21 protein-coding genes are annotated in these 20,770 nt (G+C 61.3%); 9 read left to right on the forward strand and 12 right to left on the reverse strand.

Going from position 1 to position 20,770, the window contains the following annotated elements:
* Positions 1-13 precede the first annotated feature (13 nt).
* Positions 14-502 carry a PaaI family thioesterase gene (locus ACKZ62_RS12735; protein WP_095184598.1) on the reverse strand — a complete coding sequence of 163 codons (489 nt, stop codon included), beginning with the start codon at positions 500-502 and terminating at the stop codon, positions 14-16.
* An 86-nt stretch (positions 503-588) separates the two neighbouring features.
* Between ACKZ62_RS12735 and ACKZ62_RS12740 the strand changes: the two genes are divergently transcribed.
* Positions 589-1,146, forward strand: coding sequence for a YceI family protein (locus tag ACKZ62_RS12740; RefSeq protein WP_099602312.1), 558 nt, complete (start codon positions 589-591; stop codon positions 1,144-1,146).
* Here the strand turns inward: ACKZ62_RS12740 and ACKZ62_RS12745 are convergent.
* Positions 1,143-2,033, reverse strand: a complete 891-nt coding sequence (locus tag ACKZ62_RS12745) for a DMT family transporter (RefSeq protein ID WP_447096766.1) — start codon at positions 2,031-2,033, stop codon at positions 1,143-1,145. The genes ACKZ62_RS12740 and ACKZ62_RS12745 overlap by 4 nt on opposite strands.
* Positions 2,034-2,123: 90 nt before the next feature.
* Here ACKZ62_RS12745 and ACKZ62_RS12750 point away from each other — a divergent pair, with 90 nt between their 5' ends.
* The gene (locus tag ACKZ62_RS12750) at positions 2,124-3,449 is read left to right on the forward strand and encodes an aminotransferase-like domain-containing protein (protein ID WP_447096767.1); all 1,326 of its coding nucleotides are present in this window, start codon (positions 2,124-2,126) and stop codon (positions 3,447-3,449) included.
* A 14-nt stretch (positions 3,450-3,463) separates the two neighbouring features.
* On the opposite strand, the gene ACKZ62_RS12755 is transcribed toward ACKZ62_RS12750, so the two are convergent.
* The gene (locus ACKZ62_RS12755; RefSeq protein ID WP_032887170.1) at positions 3,464-3,889 is read right to left on the reverse strand and encodes a nuclear transport factor 2 family protein; all 426 of its coding nucleotides are present in this window, start codon (positions 3,887-3,889) and stop codon (positions 3,464-3,466) included.
* A 246-nt stretch (positions 3,890-4,135) separates the two neighbouring features.
* Here ACKZ62_RS12755 and ACKZ62_RS12760 point away from each other — a divergent pair, with 246 nt between their 5' ends.
* Both ACKZ62_RS12760 and ACKZ62_RS12765 read left to right on the forward strand, forming a co-directional pair.
* Positions 4,136-4,354 carry a DUF6434 domain-containing protein gene (locus ACKZ62_RS12760; RefSeq protein WP_122765389.1) on the forward strand — a complete coding sequence of 73 codons (219 nt, stop codon included), beginning with the start codon at positions 4,136-4,138 and terminating at the stop codon, positions 4,352-4,354.
* Entirely contained in the window at positions 4,351-4,488 is a 138-nt protein-coding gene (locus tag ACKZ62_RS12765) for a hypothetical protein (protein WP_181643302.1), read from the forward strand. The genes ACKZ62_RS12760 and ACKZ62_RS12765 overlap by 4 nt, the downstream gene beginning before the upstream one ends.
* Before the next feature lie 120 nt (positions 4,489-4,608).
* Here ACKZ62_RS12765 and ACKZ62_RS12770 read toward each other — a convergent pair whose 3' ends face one another.
* Both ACKZ62_RS12770 and ACKZ62_RS12775 read right to left on the reverse strand, forming a co-directional pair.
* Positions 4,609-6,315, reverse strand: a complete 1,707-nt coding sequence (locus ACKZ62_RS12770) for an amidase (RefSeq protein WP_447096768.1) — start codon at positions 6,313-6,315, stop codon at positions 4,609-4,611.
* A 57-nt stretch (positions 6,316-6,372) separates the two neighbouring features.
* Positions 6,373-7,161: a helix-turn-helix domain-containing protein gene (locus tag ACKZ62_RS12775; RefSeq protein ID WP_447096769.1), complete on the reverse strand. Its 789-nt coding sequence runs from the start codon at positions 7,159-7,161 to the stop codon at positions 6,373-6,375.
* An 83-nt stretch (positions 7,162-7,244) separates the two neighbouring features.
* On the opposite strand from ACKZ62_RS12775, the gene ACKZ62_RS12780 reads away from it, so the two are divergent.
* Positions 7,245-7,550 (forward strand): DUF2834 domain-containing protein, encoded by a 306-nt coding sequence (locus ACKZ62_RS12780; protein WP_095184604.1) that lies wholly within the window; start codon positions 7,245-7,247, stop codon positions 7,548-7,550.
* Complete coding sequence (locus ACKZ62_RS12785) at positions 7,543-7,965, forward strand: MAPEG family protein (protein ID WP_447096770.1); 423 nt, start codon at positions 7,543-7,545, stop codon at positions 7,963-7,965. Before ACKZ62_RS12780 ends, ACKZ62_RS12785 begins: the two co-directional genes overlap by 8 nt.
* 446 nt (positions 7,966-8,411) lie before the next feature.
* On the opposite strand, the gene ACKZ62_RS12790 is transcribed toward ACKZ62_RS12785, so the two are convergent.
* Together ACKZ62_RS12790 and ACKZ62_RS12795 are read right to left on the reverse strand one after the other, a co-directional pair.
* Positions 8,412-9,578 (reverse strand): GGDEF domain-containing protein, encoded by a 1,167-nt coding sequence (locus ACKZ62_RS12790; protein ID WP_181639611.1) that lies wholly within the window; start codon positions 9,576-9,578, stop codon positions 8,412-8,414.
* A 108-nt stretch (positions 9,579-9,686) separates the two neighbouring features.
* A complete protein-coding gene (locus tag ACKZ62_RS12795; RefSeq protein WP_095184607.1) occupies positions 9,687-10,898 on the reverse strand; it encodes an MFS transporter in 1,212 nt (403 codons plus the stop codon).
* Positions 10,899-11,042: 144 nt separating this feature from the next.
* Between ACKZ62_RS12795 and ACKZ62_RS12800 the strand changes: the two genes are divergently transcribed.
* Positions 11,043-11,834, forward strand: coding sequence for an AraC family transcriptional regulator (locus ACKZ62_RS12800; RefSeq protein ID WP_447096771.1), 792 nt, complete (start codon positions 11,043-11,045; stop codon positions 11,832-11,834).
* Here the strand turns inward: ACKZ62_RS12800 and ACKZ62_RS12805 are convergent.
* From ACKZ62_RS12805 to ACKZ62_RS12815, 3 genes are all read right to left on the reverse strand, one after another.
* Positions 11,809-14,367: a bifunctional diguanylate cyclase/phosphodiesterase gene (locus ACKZ62_RS12805; protein WP_447096772.1), complete on the reverse strand. Its 2,559-nt coding sequence runs from the start codon at positions 14,365-14,367 to the stop codon at positions 11,809-11,811. The genes ACKZ62_RS12800 and ACKZ62_RS12805 overlap by 26 nt on opposite strands.
* A gap of 74 nt (positions 14,368-14,441) precedes the next feature.
* A complete protein-coding gene (locus ACKZ62_RS12810) occupies positions 14,442-15,626 on the reverse strand; it encodes an MFS transporter (protein WP_447096773.1) in 1,185 nt (394 codons plus the stop codon).
* Positions 15,626-16,648, reverse strand: coding sequence for an alpha/beta hydrolase (locus ACKZ62_RS12815; protein WP_447096774.1), 1,023 nt, complete (start codon positions 16,646-16,648; stop codon positions 15,626-15,628). Before ACKZ62_RS12815 ends, ACKZ62_RS12810 begins: the two co-directional genes overlap by 1 nt.
* A gap of 165 nt (positions 16,649-16,813) precedes the next feature.
* On the opposite strand from ACKZ62_RS12815, the gene ACKZ62_RS12820 reads away from it, so the two are divergent.
* The gene (locus ACKZ62_RS12820; RefSeq protein ID WP_122754316.1) at positions 16,814-17,728 is read left to right on the forward strand and encodes an AraC family transcriptional regulator; all 915 of its coding nucleotides are present in this window, start codon (positions 16,814-16,816) and stop codon (positions 17,726-17,728) included.
* Here ACKZ62_RS12820 and ACKZ62_RS12825 read toward each other — a convergent pair.
* Both ACKZ62_RS12825 and proP read right to left on the reverse strand, forming a co-directional pair.
* Positions 17,703-18,209, reverse strand: a complete 507-nt coding sequence (locus tag ACKZ62_RS12825) for a GAF domain-containing protein (RefSeq protein ID WP_122754317.1) — start codon at positions 18,207-18,209, stop codon at positions 17,703-17,705. The two genes, ACKZ62_RS12820 and ACKZ62_RS12825, sit on opposite strands and share 26 nt — an antisense overlap.
* A 51-nt stretch (positions 18,210-18,260) precedes the next feature.
* Positions 18,261-19,763, reverse strand: coding sequence for a glycine betaine/L-proline transporter ProP (gene proP / locus ACKZ62_RS12830; RefSeq protein ID WP_032885317.1), 1,503 nt, complete (start codon positions 19,761-19,763; stop codon positions 18,261-18,263).
* A gap of 367 nt (positions 19,764-20,130) precedes the next feature.
* On the opposite strand from proP, the gene ACKZ62_RS12835 reads away from it, so the two are divergent.
* Positions 20,131-20,655: a GNAT family N-acetyltransferase gene (locus ACKZ62_RS12835; protein ID WP_447096775.1), complete on the forward strand. Its 525-nt coding sequence runs from the start codon at positions 20,131-20,133 to the stop codon at positions 20,653-20,655.
* The last annotated feature ends 115 nt before the right edge of the window (positions 20,656-20,770 follow it).

Raw genomic sequence — 20,770 nt, forward strand, 5'->3', positions numbered from 1 at the left:
ATGTAGACCAGCTTCAGTCCTCGCGGCCATGGGCGGCAGCGGCCAGTTGCCCGGTGTCGACGCGCACGAACACCGAGTCGCCGATTGCCGTGAGCACGTCGCCGGCGTATACCTCGCAGACCACGCGGGTTTTGCGCTCCACGTTGCCTTCGACCCTGGCGCGCAAGGTGAGGGTGACACCCATGGGCGTGGGCTTGATGAATTTGATGCCGAGGTTGCCGGTCACGCAGTCGATGCGTGGCAGGCTGCCGGGTTCGCGTTGCTCGGTGCGGTAGTGGTAGGCCATGGCGGTCCAGTTGGAATGGCAGTCCACCAGCATGGCGATCAGGCCGCCGTAGACCAGGTCCGGCCAGCCAGTGAAGTGAGCTTCTGGCGCGTGTTGGGCGATCAAATGGATGCCGTCTGCGTCCCAGCGGCTCTTGATGTGCAGCCCGTGAGGGTTGCTGCCCCCGCAGCCGTAGCAGATGCCTTCCGGTGCGGTGATGTCTTGTAGCGCTTGCATGCAACGTCCTTATTGTTGTGGGCGACTATTCTGTTTAGCAGGACAAACGCGTGATGGGAATACATCCAGACTTTGCGGAGTGGTGCATGAAACGTGGATTTTTGCCGGTTGCGCTTGTCCTGGGCTTTATCGCCAGCGCCCAGGCGGTGGAGTACAAGGACGTCAATCACACTGCCAGCCAGATCAGTTTCACCTACGAACAACTGGGGCAGCGGATGTATGGGAGGTTCAAGGAATTCGAGGGCACCTTGGCCTTTGATACGCAGGCGCCGGAGGCGGGACACGCGCTGCTCAAGATCCAGCTCACCAGCATCAGCGCCGGCAGTGACGATGCCAATGACACCCTGCAACGCGCGTCCTGGTTTGACACTGCGACCTATCCGGTCGGGGTGTATGAATCCACTGGGGTCAAGGCGCTGGGGGATAACCGCTTCAGGATCAGCGGCAACCTGACCATCAAGGGCACCACACGCCCGGTTGATGTAAAGGTGGTGCTCAAGGAGCTGGATGGCATTGGCGTGTTCGACGGCGAATTCATCCTCAATCGCGGCGATTTCAAGATCGGTGAGGGTGAATGGGCCGGCAACAGCGTGGTTTCCAACGACATCCATATCAAATTCAAGATGGTCGCACCGCAGCGCTAGCGGGCGAACTTCTTCGCACCGGCCACGCAGGCGATCACCGCCACCGTCACCAGCACCATGCCGAGACTGACCTGTTCATGCAGCAGGCCCGCCGCCAGCGCCAGGCCGAAGAACGGTTGCAGCAACTGCAACTGGCCGACGGCCGCGATGCCACCTTGAGCCAGCCCGCGATACCAGAACACAAAGCCGATCAACATGCTGAACAGCGCCACATAGCCCAGGCTCAGCCAGGCTGTCAGGCTGATGCCGGCAAAGCGTGGCGGAGCAAGGAGCATGCCTAACGGCAGCACCACTGGCAGCGACACCACCAGCGCCCAGCAGATCACCTGCCAGCCGCCCAGGCTGCGCGACAGTTTCGCGCCCTCGGCATAGCCCAAGCCGCACACCAACACCGCCAGGAGCATCAGCAAATCGCCGGCCGGTGCGGCGCTCACGCCCTGGGCGAAGGCATAACCCATCACCAGGGCACTGCCCAGAATCGAAAACACCCAGAACACCGGTCGCGGCCGCTCGCCGCCCCGCAGTACGCCAAACACCGCCGTGGCCAGGGGGAGCAGGCCGATAAACACGATGGAATGGGCGGAGGTTACGTGTTGCAGGGCCAGCGCGGTGAGCAGGGGGAAGCCGATCACCACGCCGAGGGAGACGATCAGCAGGGGCACCCATTGAGTGCGCGCGGGGCGTTTTTCCTTGAACAGCCACAGCAGAAGCAGCCCCAATGCGGCAGCGATGGCGGCGCGAATCATCGTCAGAAACACCGGATCGAATTCCATGACCGCCAAGCGCGTAGCGGGCAGTGAGCCGCTGAAAATCACCACGCCGATAAAGCCATTGATCCAACCCTGAGTGCTGTTGTCCAGGGCGTTGAGGGGAGACGTACGTTCCATGGGGGCTGTCCCGAAAAAGAGGAGTTGCGTGGTGCCCATCCTAGGAACGAGAATCAAGACAATCAAAAAGTTGTCATGGATACATCGCCAATGCCCCGCGCCCGTTACAAGTCACTGGTCGACACCTTTGCCGAAGACATTCGCAGCGGGAAACTGCCCCCCGGTATGCGAATGCCTACCCATCGCCAATTGGCCGCGGATCATGGCTTGGCGCTGGTCACCGCCAGTCGGGTGTATGCCGAGCTGGAGGCCATGGGTCTGGTCAGCGGAGAAACCGGGCGCGGCACCTTCGTGCGCGAGATTGCGTTGCCGCCAGGGCAGGGCAGTGGGCAGATGACCATCGCGGCGGGCATGCTCGACCTCAACTTCAATTACCCTTCGTTGCCGGGTCAGGCGGACTTGCTGCGCACTGCGTTGCGCCAATTGGCGCTGTCCGGTGACCTCGAAGCGCTGCTGCGTTATCAGCCCCACGCCGGCCGCCTGCATGAGCGCGCCACCATTGCCCGCCACCTGCTGAGCCGAGGGCTGACGGTGCAGGCCGAGCAGGTGTTGGTGGTCAGCGGCGCCCAACATGGGTTGGCGGTGGCGATGATGGCGTTGCTCAAGCCGGGGGATGTGATCGCGGTGGACGCGTTGACCTATTCGGGGTTCAAGGTGTTGGCAGAGACCCTGCATCTGGAAGTCGTCGCGATTCCCGTCACCGCCAGCGGCCCGGACCTGGAATATCTGCATAGCGTGTGTCGCAAGCGTCCGGTTCGCGCGGTGTACAGCATGCCGACCCTGCACAATCCGCTGGGCTGGGTGATGGGCATGGCGCAGCGCGAGCAGCTGGTCGCCATCGCCCGCCAGCACAACCTGATGATCATTGAAGATGCGGCCTACGCGTTTTTAGTTGAGGACGCGCCACCGCCCGTGGCGAGCCTGGCACCGGAACGTACGGTGTATGTGGGTGGGTTGTCGAAGAGTGTCGCCACAGGGCTGCGCGTGGGATTTGTCGCGGCGCCTGTCGCGTGGATGAAGGCGTTGGAGCGCACCATCATGGCGACCACCTGGAACGTGCCCGGGGTGATGAGCGCGATTGCCGTGGCCTGGATCGAGGACGGCATCGTTGCCCACTTGGAAGCACAAAAGCGCCAGGATGCCCGGGCTCGGCAAGCCTTGGCTGCGCAGGTGTTGAAGGGGGTGGCCCACACCAGCCACCCGTCATCGTATTTTTTGTGGCTCCCGCTGGCGGAAGATGCCCGCGCCGATCAAGTCGCCATGGCCTTGCAGCGCGAGGGCGTTTCCGTGTCCACCGCTGAGCCCTTTGCCGTTTCGGGCCAGGTGCCCCATGCGCTACGCCTGGCGTTGGGTTCGGTGGACATGCCGTCGCTGCGCGAGGCGTTGCTCAAGGTGCGCAACGTGGTGGCGTGGTGAGCCACCGCTAGCCATCAGAATTTAAAGGCCTGGCGACCGATCAGCAGCCAGTGGCCTTTCTGCTTTTGCCAGACCTGGAAGTTTTCGATGTCGGTAGGCACTTCGACGCCACTGTTCACCGCCTGTGCGTGAAAGTGGTTGCGCACCAGTGCCGTGTCGCCTTGCAGAGTGATGGTTTGTTTTTGCATTTCCAGAGTCTTGAAGCCGCTGCGACCGGTCTCGATATCGGCGATGAATTCCTGTTTGTTCTGAATTTTGCCGCTGGAGTGGCCGTAGGTGAGTTGCTCGGCGGTGAGGGCCTGGAGCTGCTTGATGTCTTTGTGCAGCATGGCTTGGGTCAGGTGATCGACCGCTTGGGCTACGTCGTTGTCGGCGGGGGCTGCGGCCACGTAGCCGCTGAACAGGCACAGAAAACCGATCAGCACTTTGACGTTTTGCATGGGTGTTTCCTTATTGTTGTTGGGGTGTGTACGACAGCTATAGTCGTCGTACAACCATGCAATATTTGCCGGGTCTAAGGAAAGTAAAATTTTGAAATACCCTGACAAGTTTGGTGTTTGTAGGTTTTAGCGCCTTATACGATGTCCCAACACGCGGGGTACTCGTACACGGCAGGTTTTGGCACTTCCTGGGTAGCTGGCACATCGCTATGCTAACGCCGACCCAACACTTGCCCGAGTGACAAAATGGATTTTGACTGGCACAGCGACCCCATCACCCGCGCCACCCCGGTGACCGCACACTACAAAAACACCCAGAACGTGCGGCGCTTCATGCGTGAGCACTGCGGGCCGACCTTCACGTTCGATCGTCCCTTCATGGCCTGGATTCGCAACGATATCCCCAAGACCCTGGGCGACGTGGTGGATGAATGGCAGCGCTTGAACCATGACACCCGCCCATGATCACCCAGGGACTGGTGGTACTGATCAACTACGGCATTCACCTGGCGTCCGGCCTGTGGTTCGCCTTCACCCCCAAATCGCTGCCAGGTGCCGCTGTGTGCTGCCGGCATTTGTCGTTAAAACAAAGCCGGTAACTGACACGATGAGGATCAAAATGTGGGAGGGGGCTTGCTCCCGATGGCGGTGGTTCAGTTTGAACAGCTTTGCCTGATACACCGCCATCGGGAGCAAGCCCCCTCCCACAGGGTGAATCGTTAGTTTGTGATCAGTGGCGGGGTGCGCGGGGGAATCAATCGCTTGCTGCCGGTCGCTTCATACGCCGCCGCCAACCGCAGCAATGCCGAGTCATCATAAGCGCGCCCGGCAAATGTCAGCCCTACCGGCATGCCGATGTCCACCATCACGCCCATCGGCACGGTGACGGTTGGCACGCCCAGGTGGCGGATGGCGAGGTTGCCGTTGGCCACCCAGATACCATTGCTCCAGGCGATATCGGCGCTGGCTTCGTTTACATCGGCATCCGCCGGCCCTACATCGGCGACGGTGGGGAACAGCACAGCGTCGAGGCCGAGTGTTTCCATCCAGTCCTCCAGGTCGATTCGCCGGGTTTGCTCGAGGCCGCGCAGGCCGTCGGGCACGGTGCTGATTTCATTCCAGGGCGTGATGCCGCGCTGGGCCATGCGCACGTATTCGTCCATGCCGGCGGCGAGGTCGTCTTCACGGTTGGGCAGGGTGCCGGGGTCGTGGGGGAAGATTTTCGGGCCGTCCACATCCGCCAGGCGGTTGAGGGCTGGGTCGTTGTTGGCGCGCAGGAAATCATCGAAAGCCCAGGCGGACAGTTCCCATAACTCGTCGTGCAGGAATTCCTTGGACACCAAACCTCGGGTGAACACCGTCGGCGCGCCGGGGCGATCGCCTTCGCAGTTGGACACCAGGGGGAAATCCACTTCGATGACTTCGGCGCCAGCCGCTTCCAGCGCCTTGCGGGCGTCTTTCCACAGGTCGATCACGCTGGCGCGGGTGTTGATCTGTTGCCCGGTCGGGCCGCCGATGCCGGGTTTTTCGCTGGTGCCGGCGTCGGGGTCGGCATTGATGTACATGCGCGGTACACCCAGGCGTTTGCCCGCGAGGGATTCAGCCGTCGCAGCCAGTTCAGCGTAAGACGCCGGGCGCACCGAGGCGACGCTGGGGATCGGCACCCAGGGTTGCAGGCGCCACAGGTCGCCACGGGTGTCGGGGTCTTCAGCGACCACCACATCGAGGACTTCCAGCAGGTCGGCCATGGTGCGGGCGTATGGCACCACCACGTCCATGGTTGGCGTCAGCGGCCAGTTGCCACGCACCGAAATCACCCCACGGGAGGGGGTGTAGGCGCACAGGCCATTGTTGGACGCCGGACCGCGTCCGCTGGACCAGGTTTCTTCTGCAAGGCCGAATGCCGCGAAACTGGCGGCGGTTGCAGTACCCGCGCCGTTGGACGAGCCGGAGGCGAACGGTGCGGTGAGGTAGTCAGCGTTATAGGGGCTTTCGGCGCGGCCATATACACCACGCTGCATGCCGCCATTGGCCATCGGCGGCATATTGGTCTTGCCCAGGCAAATGGCGCCACCGGCGCGCAGGCGTTCGATGGTGAACGCGTCGCGCTGGGCGGTCAGTTTGGCAAATGCCGGGCTGCCGGAGGCCGCAGTCAGGCCTTTGACCAGGTAACTGTCCTTGGCGGTGTAGGGAATGCCATCCAATGGCCCAAGCGTTTCGCCCTTGGCCCGGCGTGCATCGGACGCCTCGGCCTCTTTGAGCGCGTGTGGGTTGCGCACCACCACAGCGTTAAGCGCGGTGGCGGTCTGCGGGCCGTCGTACGCATCGATCCGTGCGAGATAAGCCTGGACCAATTCAACGGCAGTGGTCTGGCCGGATTCAAGCGCCGCGCGCAATTGGGCAATGGAGACTTCGGTAACTTGCATGACGTTTTCTTCGCCGCCTTCAGATGGAGGTATGGCCGCAGTCTACGTACAGATATTTCACAAAACCAGCGCCGAATAGTCCGCGAAGGCAGCGCGCATCACCTGCCAGGTCGCCTCGTCAGCCGGAATCAGATGCTCGATGCGCAGCGAGGTGAGGGTGATGTCCTGGGGCATGCCGAACGTGGTGAAGGTCGACAAAAAGTTCAGCTCGCCTTCGAGTGAGCGGATGCGCGTGAGCACCAGCGGCGGCATTTCGGTGGGTAATTGGGTGTGAGTCGGCGCTGGCAAACTCGCCAGCAGGGCAGCCAATGCCGGATTGCCCAGCGCCTCGCGGGTTGCCCGTTGCCAGGCCAGGGTGCGGATCTCTTCGGCGTTGATGAGGTGGTCGCCCAGTCCACCGGTTTGCAGCAGGGTGGTCAGCAGGTTCAAGCCATCGGCTGCATCTGCTTTGATGCCCACCCGTTCAAACAGCAGCCCGGTACTGACATTCGCCGCCAGCACTTGCCACTCGCTGCCCAGCAGAATCGCAGGCGCGGGGTTGTTGGCGTGCAGCACATGGTTGACCGCATCGCGAACCGCGGCCATGGCCGGTGAGGCAAGCGGGGTCGCGGTGTAGCGCGGGGCGTAACCGGCGGCGAGGAACACGCGGTTGGATTGCTCCAGCGGTGTCTCCAGTGCCGTCAACAGGTTGTGCAGTGTCCCCGGACTAGGTGTGGCGCGACCGGTTTCGAGGCAACTGAGATGACGCTGAGAAATCCCGGTGATCAGGGCGAGGTCCAGTTGGCTCAACTTGGCCTGTCGGCGCAGTTGGCGCAGGTGTTCACCGGCGCTAGCAGGGTTTTCCATGACGTGTTCATGACCTCCGAGGTCATTGCGAGGGGCCAAACCTTATCACTAAGGTGGGCCTCCATCACCCCAAGGACGACACCATGCACAGACCTTATATTGCCCTGGCCGGCTTGCTCGGTTTTTCGCTATACACCCTGGTTACGATGCTGACTGCCGAGCAATCGCTGCTGGCCTTTGGGCGCGAGCTGATGTCTCGACCGGACACCGCGCAAGTGGTGATCGACCTTTACCTGATGGCGGTATTGGCGTGTGTATGGATGTATCGGGATGCGCGCGGGCGAGGGCGGTCAGTGCGTTCGGTGGTGCCGTACTTTTTATTGACGGCGGTGTTTGTGTCAGTGGGGCCGCTGCTCTATATCGTGGTGCAGGGAGTCAGGGATGAATGACCTCCTGAGAGTCTATGCCCTGTGTGTACTGGTGCTATGCCTGAAGATGTTTGCGGTTTCCTGCTACCAAGGGTATTTCCGCATTCGAGGCCTGGCATTCACCAACGCTGAAGATGCGGCTTTCTTTAAGCGCGCCAGGCATTCGATAGAGCTGCCACCGGTTGGCCGAGCGAGCAGAGCGTGGGCCAATGATCTGGAAAACATCCCCATGTTTTTTGTGATGGGAGGGCTGTGTGTTGCGCTGGAGGCGCCCGCTGTGGCGAGTGCGTGGTTGTTTGGCGGTTTTACCCTGGCCCGTCTGGCGCATACGGTGACGTATCTGGCGGGTTGGCAACCTTGGCGAACGCTGGCGTATGGGGTCGGGGTGATCTGTTTGCTCGGGCTTGGCGCGATGACCTGTTTAAGGCTTGTATAAAGTTCAGCGGCATCCCGCTTACTTCTGTAGTGAGCGAGCTTGCCTCGCGCGGGGCAAGCCCGCTCAACACAAAAGCGCCTCACGGACTCAAACCCATCGCCTGCCTTTGGTTGTCTTGATACGCCGTCACCTGTAACAGGCCTTGAAGTCGTATGGGGTCGGGGTGATCTGTTTGCTCGGGCTTGGCGCGATGACTTGTTGCAGGCTTGTCTGAAATTCAGCGGCATCCCGCTTACTTCTGTAGTGAGCGAGCTTGCCTCGCGCGGGGCAAGCCCGCTCACCACAAAAGCGCCTTACTGACTCAAACCCATCGCCTGCCTTTGGTTGTCTTGATACGCCGTGACCTGTAACTGGCCTTGAAGTCTGCGGTGCCACCGGCGTACTGCTCACACCGAAGCGTTGGAGTCGGTCAGGACGGGGCGGAGTGCGGGGGTTAGTTACGACTTCTAACCGTAGGGCGTGGCGCCCCTGCGATCCACCAACCGGATACTGTCCCGCCCACCCCGCTTGGACTCATACAGCGTGGTATCCCCTTGCTCAATCAACGCCGCCAGGCTCTCCGGCGGCTGATCGAACAGGTTGGCGCCAATGCTCAGGGTCACCGGTTGCGGGGTGCTGAAGCTCTGCGAGGCCAGTTGCTGAAACTGGTCGCGCAGGCTGCTGCCCAGTTCGACGATCTGCTCAGCCGACGCAGGATTGAGCAGGATCACAAACTCATCACCGCCCAGCCGTGCTGCCAGTGCGCCTCGGGGCACGACGGCGCGGATCATTTCGCTCAATGCGATCAACAGGCGGTCGCCGGCGGTGTGGCCGTGGAGGTCGTTGACGCCTTTGAAGTTGTCGATGTCGATCAGCAGTAGGGCGCCGGGTTGGGTCGAAGATACCTGGGCCAGCAGGCGAGGGGCGCGCAGGTCGAGGGCGCGACGGTTGTAGAGGGCGGTGAGTGGATCGCGGGCGGCGAGGCGGGCGATCTGTTGTTCGCGGCGGTAGCGTTCGGAACCCGTCATGGACAAGGCAATCAGCATGATTGCCATGGCGCCTTCCACCAGGGAGATCTGGATGATCTCGCCCTTGAAGGCGGCGAGGTCGATCAGGGTGCCGGGAATGACCACCGACAGCGTTTTGGCCACGTAAAAGGTCCCATGGAGCAGCAGCACAAAACGCAACTGCACCGCGCCGACGCTCAGGGACCGGCCATGGGGCCGCAGCAGGAAACTGGCGCGCAGGGTGGGCAGGGCGACCAACAGCGATTGCACCGCCAGCATGGCTTTGGACCATGATTGGTCCGTTGGCAGCGCGAGCATGGCGAACCAGATCACGGGCATCAGGGCCCAGGCGCGTGATACGCGTACTTGGGTAAACCGCGCCACGCCGAGCAGAAACAGGAAGTGTGCGGTCACCAGCAAACCGTTGGCGAACCAGATGCCGATGACTAAAAAGCCATTAATGCGCAGCAGGGCCAGGAGAGAACCGATGGTGATGGTGGCGAAACCGCTGCTCCACAACAGCAGCGAGGGTTCGCGCACGCTGCGCCATTCGACCAGCAGGTAAAGGGCGGCAGCGGCTGCCAGGGCAACGGTGAGTGCCAAAATCGTGGGAGGGTCGAGCGTCATTTCTTGCTGGGTCTGCCTGGTGTGCGTTTAAACCGGGATTGTAAGCGCACACGCAGGTTTTTCAGAGCATTCTGTGTAGTGGCACACAGCCAGCCGATGATCGGCGGGTCAAACGCCTTTGGTCGACGGCAGCAGAATCGTCAGGATGCCCACCAGCGGCAGGAACGAGCACAGTTTGTAGACGTACTCGATGCCGTGGTTATCCGCGAGCAAACCGAGCAACGCCGCGCCAATCCCGCTGAAACCGAACATCAGGCCAAAGAACACACCTGCGATCATCCCGACATTGCCCGGCACCAGTTCTTGGGCAAACACCACAATGGCCGAGAACGCCGAAGCCAGGATAAAGCCAATCACCACACTGAGCACGGCGGTCCAGAACAGATCGACGTAGGGCAGGGCCAGGGTGAAGGGCGCGGCGCCGAGGATGGAGAACCAGATGACTTTCTTGCGGCCGATTTTGTCGCCGATCGGGCCGCCCGCGAAGGTGCCCACGGCCACCGCACCGAGGAACAGGAACAGGTACATCTGGGAACTCGATACCGACAGGTGGAATTTTTCAATCAGGTAAAACGTGAAGTAGCTGGTCAGGCTGGTCATGTAGAAGTACTTGGAGAACACCAGCACTGCCAGCACCACCAGGGCAAACGTCACGCGGCCTTTGGACAAGCCGTGGGTGGCTTTGCCGCCTTGCTTGAGCTTGAACAGCGCGAGGTGGTTGCGGTACCAGCGGCTCAAGCCATACAGCACCAGGATCGCGAACACCGCGAACAGACCGAACCAGGCGATATTGCCCTGGCCGTAGGGAATGATGATCGCCGCTGCCAGCAACGGGCCGAAGGCGCTGCCGGTGTTGCCACCGACCTGGAAGGTCGATTGCGCAAGGCCGTAGCGTCCGCCGGAAGCCAGGCGCGCCACGCGGGAGGTTTCCGGGTGGAAGGTCGACGAGCCTACGCCCACCAGACCCGCCGCCAGCAGGATCGCCGGGAAGCTGCCGACAAACGCCAGCATCAGGATGCCGATCAATGTGCACACCATGCCGGCCGGCAGCAGCCAGGGCTTGGGATGACGATCAGTGTGGTAGCCGATCCACGGTTGCAGCAGCGAGGCGGTCAGTTGGAAGGTCAGGGTGATCAGCCCCACCTGGGCAAACGTCAGTCCGTAATTGGCCTTGAGCATGGGGTAGATCGACGGCAGCACGGCCTGGATCAGGTCATTGATCAGGTGCGCCAAAGCGCAGGCACCGAGGATACGCATAACTAATGGGCTTGCTTGGGGCGCACTGGTAGCAGTGGCGGGTGACGCGGTGAGTGTCGACATGCAGGCATTCCATACAAGGCAGCGAACAGGGGCCGCCAGTACGTGGCTGGCGGCCCATTTCAAATTGTGTCGGGCTTTATGCTAGATTCAGTAAAAATGTCTGTCTCACGAAATTCGGGCAGTAACTGTCGCAAAAAGGGCTAAATGATCAAGTCACTGGATAAATTCCTGCAGGAGATCGACGAAGGCGAGTGGGCCGTGATCAGTTCGGCCTCCGACTATCCTGAAAACTGGGTGATCCCCGACCACAGCCACGAGAAGCATCAACTGCTCTACGCGACCGAAGGGGTCATGGTAGTGCATTCGGCGCAGAACCAGTGGACAGTGCCGCCCAATCGCGGCTTCTGGATGCCCTGCGGGCACGTGCATTCCCTGCGCTGCGTAGGGCCGCTGAAAATGCGCAGCGTGTTTGTGCGCCCCGACAGCTTCCCCAATCTGCCCACCGAAACCAAGGCTGTGAGCATCTCGCCGCTGCTGAGCGAGCTGATCAAGGCCTCGGTCAGCCTCAAGCCACCTTATGCCGAAGACTCGCGGGATGCGCGGATCATGCACCTGATCCTCGACGAACTGGCCATCCTGCCCGCGTTGCCGTTATCCCTGCCACAGCCTGTCGACCCGCGTATCCAGCGGATCTGCCTGGCGCTGCAACAGAATCCGGGCGATGCCTCGACAGTGGCGCACTGGAGCGAGCGCCTGGGCCTGGATCAGAAAACCATCCAGCGCCTGTTTCGCAAGGAAACCGCCATGACCTTCGGCCAATGGCGCCAACAGGCGCGGTTGCTACTGGCCCTGGAGCGCATGGCGATGGGGGAAAAGATCATCGACGTAGCGTTGGAGCTGGGCTACGAAAGCCCCAGCGCTTTCACCAGCATGTTCAAGAAACAGTTCGGCAAGACGCCGAGCCTGTTTTTCAAACCGGGCCCAGCAGCCGGTTGAACGCGTCGATATCCAGCGGGCGGCTGAGGAAGTAGCCCTGGCCTTCATCACAGGCCACGGCCTTGAGCATCGCCAGGTGCTCGGCGGTTTCGATGCCTTCGGCGGTCACCGTGAGTGCCAGGGCACGTCCCAGGCCGACGATGGCATGGATGATGGCTTGGTCGTCCTCGCTGTCTTCCAGTCGGGTCAGAAAGCTGCGGTCTATTTTCAAGCCATCGAACGGGAACGCGCGCAGGTAGCTCAGTGACGAATACCCGGTGCCAAAGTCGTCCATGGCGATGCGGATGCCCAGTTGTTTGAGGGCGCGCATCACGTCCAGCGCACCGACGGCGTCTTCGAGCATGACGCTTTCGGTGATTTCCAGTTCCACCCGCGCCGGTTCGATACCCGATGCCTGCAACGCGTGACGCACGCGCTCCATCAGGTTGCCGCGCTTGAACTCGGTCGGCGACAGGTTGACCGACACAAACAACGCATCCGGCCAATGGGCGGCACAGGCACAGGCGGTTTCCAGCACCCAGTCACTCAGCGACAGGATCAGGCCGGACTCTTCGGCAATCGGGATAAAGGTGTCCGGCGCGATCAGGCCGCGCTCCGGGTGTTGCCAGCGCACCAGCGCTTCGGCGCCGACCATCTGCCCGTCGGCTATGCGGTAACGCGGCTGAAAGTGCAGGCGCAATTCCCCATGTTTGATCCCATAGCGCAGGTCGCTTTCCAGGCGTCGACGCTCGATGATTCGTGCATTCATCTCGCCGGAGTAGAAGCGCCAGGTATTGCGCCCGGCGGACTTGGCCTCATACAGCGCAATGTCCGCGTAGCGCAGCATTTCGGTGACGTTGCCGGCGTCATTGGGCGCCAGCGCGATACCGATGCTGGCGCTGATAAACACTTCCTGCTCATCGATCCGGATCGCGCGCTCAAGGGAGACGATCAAGCGTTTGCAAAAGTTTTCGACGTCGTCCTGGGTGCCGGCATCGCTGAGCATCAGCACAAATTCATCGCCGCCAACCCGCGCCACCAGATCACCGTGGCGCACGCAGTCGGTCAGGCGGCTCGACACTTCATTGAGCACCCGGTCGCCGGCGGCATGCCCGAGCAAGTCATTGACCGGTTTGAATCGGTCCAGGTCCAGGCTGAGCATGACCAAGGGTTGCTCAAGGAGGGGCAGCGTCTTGAGCTTGGCGTCCAGGAAGGCTTGTAGACGCGTGCGATTGGGCAACCCGGTCAGGGCGTCATGCTGGGACAAAAATTCAATGCGTCTGCGCGCCTCGACTTCTTCAGTCACGTCGGTGGCGGTGCCGCGAAACCCGCCGCACGGCATTTTCCGCGCCGATAGCCGGGTGGTGCGCTCCTGCCCTTGGGCATCCACATACAGGCATTGCACGCTGAGGTCTGGGCGTCGGCCGGGCGTGCACAACCACTGTGACAACAACCCGTCTTCGGTGCCCAGCAGGTCATTCATGGCCGCGCCGATCCAGGCGTCGCGGGTCAACCCGGTTACGCTTTCGAAACGCTCCGAGAGGTAGGTAAAGCGCCAATCGCCGTTGATCTCCCAGACCCAGTCGGAACTGGCTTCTACCACATCGCGAAAGCGCGCTTCGCTGGTGGCCAAGGCGTTCTGGCTGGTTTGCAGCGAGCTATGACTGGCATCCAGCGCCAGGGCGGCGGCTGTGCTGCGGCGCAAGATCATCCACGTCATCAGGCACACCAGCAGCGCGGCCAGGCCCAGCAAGGGCAGGCCGACGCCAATGAGGCGTCGGCCGGGCTGTTCCGGCTGCCAGTACAGGCTACCGGCGCTGCCGTTGTCGCCGAGGGGTAAAAACACGCCCTTGGCGATGTCTTCAGGGGTGGCGATGTGCAGGTTGCCCACGCCGAAGTCATCGCCGATCCGGCCCAATTTGGCGCTGTCGAGGATGTCGACAAAGACCAGCACCGAGGCTGGCCTACCGTCTGCAACCACCGTGGGGTCGGTGCCCGGCGTAATGGCTGCGGCAGCCACCAGGGCGGGGCTGCCGCGTACGTTGATGAACGTGCTCACCGGGGTTTCGTTGTCTACGCCGGCGCGAGCCTGTTCGAGCAGTTGGGTGAGGGGCTGATCGAGCCATTCGCTGAGCTCAAAGGTTTGCAGTTCGCCTTCGACCACGGTGTACACCGTGCGATTGGCATCGTTGACCACAAACAGGCCCTGAAAACCGAAGTCTTGGAACAGTGTGGGCCCGATATTGCCGCGCTCGAAGGCCCAATCCTTGTCCACCTGTACATGCAGGTGCTTGTAGGCATCGCTCCAGAACGCGTAGTCCTTGACCGTCACCCGCATGGCTTTTTCCATGGACTGTATGGCTTTGCGGGTATGGAACGCGCTTTCGGCCTGCTCGGTGCGGTCCAGGTCATGGGCGATGTAAAGCAGTGAGTAAGCCGCTGCCGCAAAGACAACGGCCAGCAAGGCCATGAAATTCAACAGTGACGTGCGTGCCAGTGACAGGCTGGTGCGGGTGGACAGCGAGCGGACGATTGGAGCGAGAGAGTTGGGCATTATTTAGCGCAGGGCCTCGCTGCAAGTCAGGGGTATGACAAGTTATCGGCGGCCCTTGGAAAAGATTGAGTGCGTCAGGCTGTGCTCAAGTGTTGTGCGCGAACACTGACGCAGCGTGTTGCCCACGCAAGCAACGCCGCCCCGCACAGCAGCGCCGCACTCAACTCAAACGTCGCCCGATAGCCACTGAAGTCAAACACCACACCGCCCACCGTGGCGCCTGAAGCAATCGCCAACTGGATGATCGCGACCATCAGGCCGCCCCCTGCTTCGGCATCCTTGGGCAGGGTGTTGGCCAGCCACGTCCACCAACCCACGGGGGCGGCGGTCGCGACCAGGCCCCAGAGCCCCAGCAACAGGGTTGTCATCGCCGTCGAGCTGCCGAAGGCGACCAAGGCCAGGGCGATCAACGCCATCAGCAGTGGGATGGCAATCAGCGTGGGATACAGGCTGCGCTTCAAAAAACGCTCGATCAGGAACGTGCCCGCCAGACCGGCCATGCCCAGTACCAGCAGCATCAGCGACAACAGGGACACGCTGACCTGGGTGACGGTTTCCAGGAACGGTCGCAGGTAGGTGAACAGCATGAATTGACCCATGAAAAACACACTGACCGCCAGCATGCCCATGATCACAGGCGGCTGTTTCATCAGGCGCAGCACGTTGGTGGTCTTTGCCTCGCCCTGCGACTTGATCGACGGCAGGCTGATCAGCAGCCACACCACGGCGATCACCGCCACCGGCACCACGCAGAAAAACGCGCCACGCCAGCCGATCATTCCGCCCAGAAAGCTGCCCAGTGGTGCAGCAATCACCGTGGCCAGGGCGTTGCCACCGTTGACCATGGCCAGGGCACGCGGCACTTGGTCGTCCGGTACCAGGCGCATGACGGTGGCGGCCGACAGTGACCAGAACCCGCCGATGGCAACGCCGATCAACGCTCGCCCCAACATGAAGACCATGTAGTTCGGCGCAAAGGCCACGACCGTTCCGGACACGATCATCAGCAGTGTCAGCGCCACCAGCAGGCGCTTGCGATCCACCCGCGCTGCCACGGCGGCAATCACCAGGCTGGTGAGCAAGGCAAACAGCCCTGACACCGAAATGCCCTGGCCGGCCTGGCCTTGAGTGATGTTGAGGTCGGCCGCCAGTGGCGTCAGCAGGCTGACCGGCATGAACTCCGAGGCGACTAATGTAAAGGCCGCCAGGGACATAGCGAACACCGCGCCCCAGCGCGGTGCATTCGTGTTTTTGGTCATCACTTGAGGTTGTTCTTGAAGAAGGTGGAGAGGTGGGCAAACGGAATCAGATTGACCCGGTCGTACAGGTCCACATGCCCCGCGTTCGGGATGATGAGCAATTCCTTCGGTTCGCCCGCGCGCTGGTAGGCGTCTTCGCTGAACTCGCGGGAGTGTGCGTTGGCCCCGCTGATCAGCAGCAGCGGACGCGGAGAGATCGTCTCGATGTCGTTGAACGGGTAGAAGTTCATGAACTTCACGTTGCTGGTCAGCGTCGGCATGGTGGTGGTCTGCGGCGACGCACCGGCAGGCGTGACCTGGCCGCGTGGCGTGCGGTAGAAGTCAAAGAACTCGTCCCCCACCGGGTTGCCCGTCAGCTTGAGCGGCGTGCCGCTGGTGTAGAGGGTCTCGCCGCCCTGGAATTCCACATAGCGCTGGTTGGCCGCTTGCAGCAGGATATGCCGGCGTTGTTCCAGGGTGACGCCGTGCTTGAGGCCGTTGCGGTTGGCCGCGCCCATGTCGTACATGCTGACGGTGGCGATGGCCTTGAGGCGGGGGTCGATCTTCGCCGCCGCGATGACGAAGCTGCCGCTGCCACAGATACCGATCACGCCAATGCGTTCACGGTCGACCATCTGCCGGGTGCCGAGGAAGTCCACGGCGGCGCTGAAGTCCTCGGTGTAGAGGTCGGGCAGCACCGCGTTGCGCGGTGTACCGGCGCTGTCGCCCCAGAACGACAGGTCCAGAGAGAGTGTGACGAAGCCCTGTTCGGCCATTTTGGTGGCGTACAGGTTCGCGCTCTGTTCTTTGACGGCACCCATCGGGTGACCGACGATAATCGCGGGGCTTTTAGCACCCGAGCTCAGGTTTTTCGGCACGAACAGGTTGCCGGCAACCTGCAGGCCGTATTGGTTGTTGAAGGTGACCTTTTCGACCGTCACCTTGTCGCTTGTGTAGAAGTTGTCAGCACTGTTGGACATATCGGCTCCCAGAGCAGTTAAAGACGTCACCAGCAAACCAAGGGCAAGCAAGAGGCGTTTCATGGGCGGATCCTTGAAAGGGTTGGTCCGCACATTTTCCCGGTGTGGCGGCGGCGTCTGTAGTGCGTTCCGCTGGATTACTTGCCTGATGCTCTGAGTCTGGTGGTTTACGGGGGACGCCATGGACTGCGCGGGGTAGAGTTCGCGGATCAACAAAAAGGGCAGGTTATGAAGAACAATCTGGACGCGCTGGTCCACGCCATTGCATCGCGCATCGCTGCGCCTGGGGACTGCGCCATGCCGATCCCGGGCCTGGGGTTCTATCGGCGTGAGCAGCCGTGCACGCCGGTGGTGTGCATGGTCGAACCGAGCATTGTGCTGGTGGCCCAGGGGCAGAAGCAGCTGTGGGTGGGCGGCGAGGGGTATCCGTATGACACGTCACGCTTCCTGGTGACATCGCTGGACATTCCTGCCAATTCCGAAGTGCTGCAGGCGAGCCCCACGCGGCCGTGCCTGGGGCTGACCTTTAAGCTGGACCTGCGCATATTGGCCGAGCTGATCGCCCAGAGTGAGCTGCCGCCCAAGCGCGAGCGTTCAGTGCTCAAAGGGGTCGGCATCGGGGTTGTCACCGACGGCATGCTGGCGTCGTTTGCGCGGCTGGTGGCGTTGCTCGATGAGCCCGAGGCGATCCCGGTACTCGCACCACTGATCCAGCGCGAGATCCACTACCGCTTATTGCAAAGCGACCAGGCTGGACGACTGCGGCAGATTTGTTCAGTGGACGGGCAGGGCTACCGTATCGCCAAGGCGATTGACTGGCTCAAACTCAATTACGACGCAGTGCTGCGCGTGGAAGACTTGGCGGCGCGGGTGCAGATGAGCGCGGCCACGTTCCATCATCACTTTCGCCAACTCACGGCGATGAGTCCGTTGCAGTATCAGAAGTGGCTGCGTTTGAACGAGGCGCGCCGGTTGATGCTTAACGAGCATCAGGATGTCTCCAGCGCGGCGTTCAAAGTGGGCTATGAAAGCCCGTCGCAGTTCAGCCGCGAATACAGCCGGCTGTTTGGCGTGCCGCCCAAGCGCGACATCGCCGGGTTACGCGGCAAGCCGAAATTTAACGATCACTCTGTGTCAAGTTAGCGAAAAAGATGCAGCCAATCAGTCGGGCAAACAGGCTCAGGGTTTCCGGCAGGTTGGGGTCGTCAAACAGCATCGCTTGTGAATCCAAGGCACACAGCGCGCCGAACAGGCGGCCATCAGGCAGGAAAATCGGCGCGCCGGCGTAGCTTTCGATAGCGAACTGCTTGACTACCGGGCGTGAAGCGAAGCGGCCGCTTGCGCTGACCTGCGGGATGAACAAGGTCTGTGGATTAATGCAGAACTCGCTGCACAGTGTGGTTTCCAGGGTAAGCACGTCATCCACATTGATCCCCATTTCCATAGGGTCGTGGACCGAGCAGACCACCCATTCCAGGTCGGTGAACTTGGCGATGCCGGCAAAGCGCATCCCGGTCAGGCGGGTGACCAACTGCAGAATGCTGGTGGTGGCTTCTATTTCGGCGATGGCGGCGCGTTCGTCTGCGCTCAGTAGCGAATGTGCTGCGGTGAAGCTGGGAAGCATGCTGAGCTCTCCAAAGGCGTGGTGGCCGGGGCCACCACGCACGGTCAAGTCTTAATTAATTCGCGGGTGCTGTTGCACCAGATTCTGGCGCTTAGCTTCCAATTCCGCAATTTCGGCGTCGATGTCTTCGATCTTCTGCTCGATATTGTCGTGGTGTTCCTGCAGCAACTCCTTGGCTTCTTCCATGTCCGAAGCTGCCGGCGCCGCGCCACGCAGAGGCTTGTTGGCAGTTTCCTTCATCGTCAGGCCGGTGATCAAACCGACCACCGCAAACACCATCAGGTAGTAGGCGGGCATGAACAGGTCATTGGTGCTTTCCACCAGCCACGCCACGGCCGTCGGTGTTACACCGGCGATCAGCACCGAGACGTTGAACGCACTGGCCAGCGCGCTATAGCGCAGGTGAGTGGGGAACATCGCTGGCAAGGTCGAAGCCATCACGCCGATGAAGAAGTTCAGGATCACAGCGAGGATCAAGAGGCCGGCGAAGATCAGGCCGATCTTGCCGCTGGTGATCAGCATAAATGCCGGGATCGACAGAAACAGCAAGCCAACACTGCCCGCGATGATGAAAGGCTTACGGCCGATCTTGTCACTGATAAAGCCGATGAACGGTTGCACGAACAGCATGCCGACCATGATCGCGATGATGATCAGCACGCCGCTGTTTTCTTTGTAATGCAGGTTGTGGGACAGGTAGCTCGGCATGTAGGTGAGCAGCATGTAGTACGTCACGTTGGTGGCCGCGACGATACCGATGCAGGTCAGCAGGCTGCGCCAATGCTTGGTGGCGACTTCCTTGAAGGAGACCTTGGGACCGTGGGTCAGGCCTTCGCGGTCGCCTTGTTCGAGCTTGTCCATGTGTTGCTGGAACGCGGGGGTTTCTTCCAGCGCATGGCGCAGATACAGGCCGATGATGCCCAGAGGCAGAGCCAGGAAGAACGGCAGGCGCCAGCCCCACGATTCGAATTCAGCTTCGCCAAGCACGCTGGAGATCAATACCACTACGCCGGCACCGAGCACAAAACCGGCAATCGAGCCGAAGTCCAGCCAGCTACCGAGGAAGCCGCGCTTGCGGTCCGGGGCGTATTCGGCGACGAAGATCGACGCGCCGGTGTATTCACCACCCACCGAGAAACCCTGGGCCATCTTGCACAGCAGCAGCAGGATCGGCGCCCAGATGCCAATGGACGCATAGCCGGGAATCAGGCCGATGGCAAAGGTGCTCAGGGACATGATCACAATGGTCGCGGCGAGGACTTTCTGCCGTCCGTATTTATCGCCCAGCGCGCCGAAGAACAGGCCACCCAGCGGACGAATCAGGAAAGGCACGGAGAACGTACCCAGCGCGGCGATCATTTGTACGCTGGGGGAGGCGTCCGGGAAGAACACTTTACCGAGCACATAGGCGACAAACCCGTAGACACCGAAGTCGAACCATTCCATGGCATTGCCAAGGGCGGCGGCGGTAATTGCTTTGCGCACCTTGGCATCGTCGACGATGGTGATGTCCTTCAACCCGATGGGTTTGACGCTTTTTCTACGTAATTTCATGCGAACCACTCTAAAACAGAACAGGGGTGGTGCTATCACTGCGATAGCACCGCTCTGTCACTTCAGATACAAGCGGACACGAAAAAATTCACCCGTTGCTGTACTTTTTCTCGACTGGCAGCAGATCTACCTGTGAAAAGCGCTATTTCACGACCCCGCTACCCCCTGTAGTGAGCGGGCTTGTCGAATCGTCGCACCGCCCGCGCTGGGCTGCGCAGCAGCCCCATCAACGCCAACCCGGTTTTCCAGACAAACCGGGTTGTGTGGTTTTGGGGCTGCTTCGCAGCCCAGCGCGGGGCAAGCCCGCTCACCACAAAAGCCCGCTCACCACAAAAAAGAGCGACACCCTCGAGAGAGAACCCCCCCAATGCCCACCTCACGCCTGATCTACCGCCCACCAACCCCCGACGATCTGCCTCGATTATTCTCGATCTTCGGCGACCCACAGACCAACCGGTTCAATCCTTCCGGTCCCTTGGCAAGCCTTGCCGATGCGCGGCGGTTGCTCGACCACTGGCTCGCACAATGGGCGCGCGACGGTTATGGCTGGTGGGCGATTGCCCGGCGTGAATCCCCAGAGCACCTTATCGGCTTTGGCGGTATCGCACCGCTCAACTACCTCACTGAGCGGCGCATCAACCTCGGCTACCGTTTTGCCGTGGAGGCCTGGGGGCAGGGTTATGCCACCGAGCTTGCCCGCGATGCGCTGGTGCTGGCGTTTGAAACCCTGAACCTGCCCGAAGTGTTCGGGCTGGTTCGGCCCGATCACGCCGCCTCGATCCGCGTGCTGGAAAAGGTGGGCCTGCAGCACATTGGCGTCCTCGACGATGTGCCCGGTCAGGCGCCGAGTCTGGTGTTACGCATTTGTCATCCTACAACTACCTCTCTCTGAAACTTCTCGTAACCACGTAGTCCCTAGACAGGCGGCAATCTTTCAGATTGACACCGCTCATGGGTCTCGATATAAAAGTCGCAGTTGTACGACGACATATGACGTTACATATGTC

It is taken from the genome of Pseudomonas sivasensis, assembly GCF_052938085.1.

Coding starts and splice junctions, on each gene's coding strand:
- ACKZ62_RS12775 (WP_447096769.1), bottom strand. CDS start 7,161: ATGGAAAACCCTGCTAGCGCCGGTGAACACCTGCGCCAACTGCGCCGA.
- ACKZ62_RS12780 (WP_095184604.1), top strand. CDS start 7,245: ATGCACAGACCTTATATTGCCCTGGCCGGCTTGCTCGGTTTTTCGCTA.
- ACKZ62_RS12815 (WP_447096774.1), bottom strand. CDS start 16,648: ATGAAACGCCTCTTGCTTGCCCTTGGTTTGCTGGTGACGTCTTTAACT.
- ACKZ62_RS12760 (WP_122765389.1), top strand. CDS start 4,136: ATGGATTTTGACTGGCACAGCGACCCCATCACCCGCGCCACCCCGGTG.
- ACKZ62_RS12755 (WP_032887170.1), bottom strand. CDS start 3,889: ATGCAAAACGTCAAAGTGCTGATCGGTTTTCTGTGCCTGTTCAGCGGC.
- ACKZ62_RS12795 (WP_095184607.1), bottom strand. CDS start 10,898: ATGTCGACACTCACCGCGTCACCCGCCACTGCTACCAGTGCGCCCCAA.
- ACKZ62_RS12820 (WP_122754316.1), top strand. CDS start 16,814: ATGAAGAACAATCTGGACGCGCTGGTCCACGCCATTGCATCGCGCATC.
- ACKZ62_RS12740 (WP_099602312.1), top strand. CDS start 589: ATGAAACGTGGATTTTTGCCGGTTGCGCTTGTCCTGGGCTTTATCGCC.
- ACKZ62_RS12805 (WP_447096772.1), bottom strand. CDS start 14,367: ATGCCCAACTCTCTCGCTCCAATCGTCCGCTCGCTGTCCACCCGCACC.
- ACKZ62_RS12825 (WP_122754317.1), bottom strand. CDS start 18,209: ATGCTTCCCAGCTTCACCGCAGCACATTCGCTACTGAGCGCAGACGAA.
- ACKZ62_RS12785 (WP_447096770.1), top strand. CDS start 7,543: ATGAATGACCTCCTGAGAGTCTATGCCCTGTGTGTACTGGTGCTATGC.
- ACKZ62_RS12735 (WP_095184598.1), bottom strand. CDS start 502: ATGCAAGCGCTACAAGACATCACCGCACCGGAAGGCATCTGCTACGGC.
- ACKZ62_RS12770 (WP_447096768.1), bottom strand. CDS start 6,315: ATGCAAGTTACCGAAGTCTCCATTGCCCAATTGCGCGCGGCGCTTGAA.
- ACKZ62_RS12745 (WP_447096766.1), bottom strand. CDS start 2,033: ATGGAACGTACGTCTCCCCTCAACGCCCTGGACAACAGCACTCAGGGT.
- proP (WP_032885317.1), bottom strand. CDS start 19,763: ATGAAATTACGTAGAAAAAGCGTCAAACCCATCGGGTTGAAGGACATC.
- ACKZ62_RS12835 (WP_447096775.1), top strand. CDS start 20,131: ATGCCCACCTCACGCCTGATCTACCGCCCACCAACCCCCGACGATCTG.
- ACKZ62_RS12750 (WP_447096767.1), top strand. CDS start 2,124: ATGCCCCGCGCCCGTTACAAGTCACTGGTCGACACCTTTGCCGAAGAC.
- ACKZ62_RS12765 (WP_181643302.1), top strand. CDS start 4,351: ATGATCACCCAGGGACTGGTGGTACTGATCAACTACGGCATTCACCTG.
- ACKZ62_RS12800 (WP_447096771.1), top strand. CDS start 11,043: ATGATCAAGTCACTGGATAAATTCCTGCAGGAGATCGACGAAGGCGAG.
- ACKZ62_RS12790 (WP_181639611.1), bottom strand. CDS start 9,578: ATGACGCTCGACCCTCCCACGATTTTGGCACTCACCGTTGCCCTGGCA.
- ACKZ62_RS12810 (WP_447096773.1), bottom strand. CDS start 15,626: ATGACCAAAAACACGAATGCACCGCGCTGGGGCGCGGTGTTCGCTATG.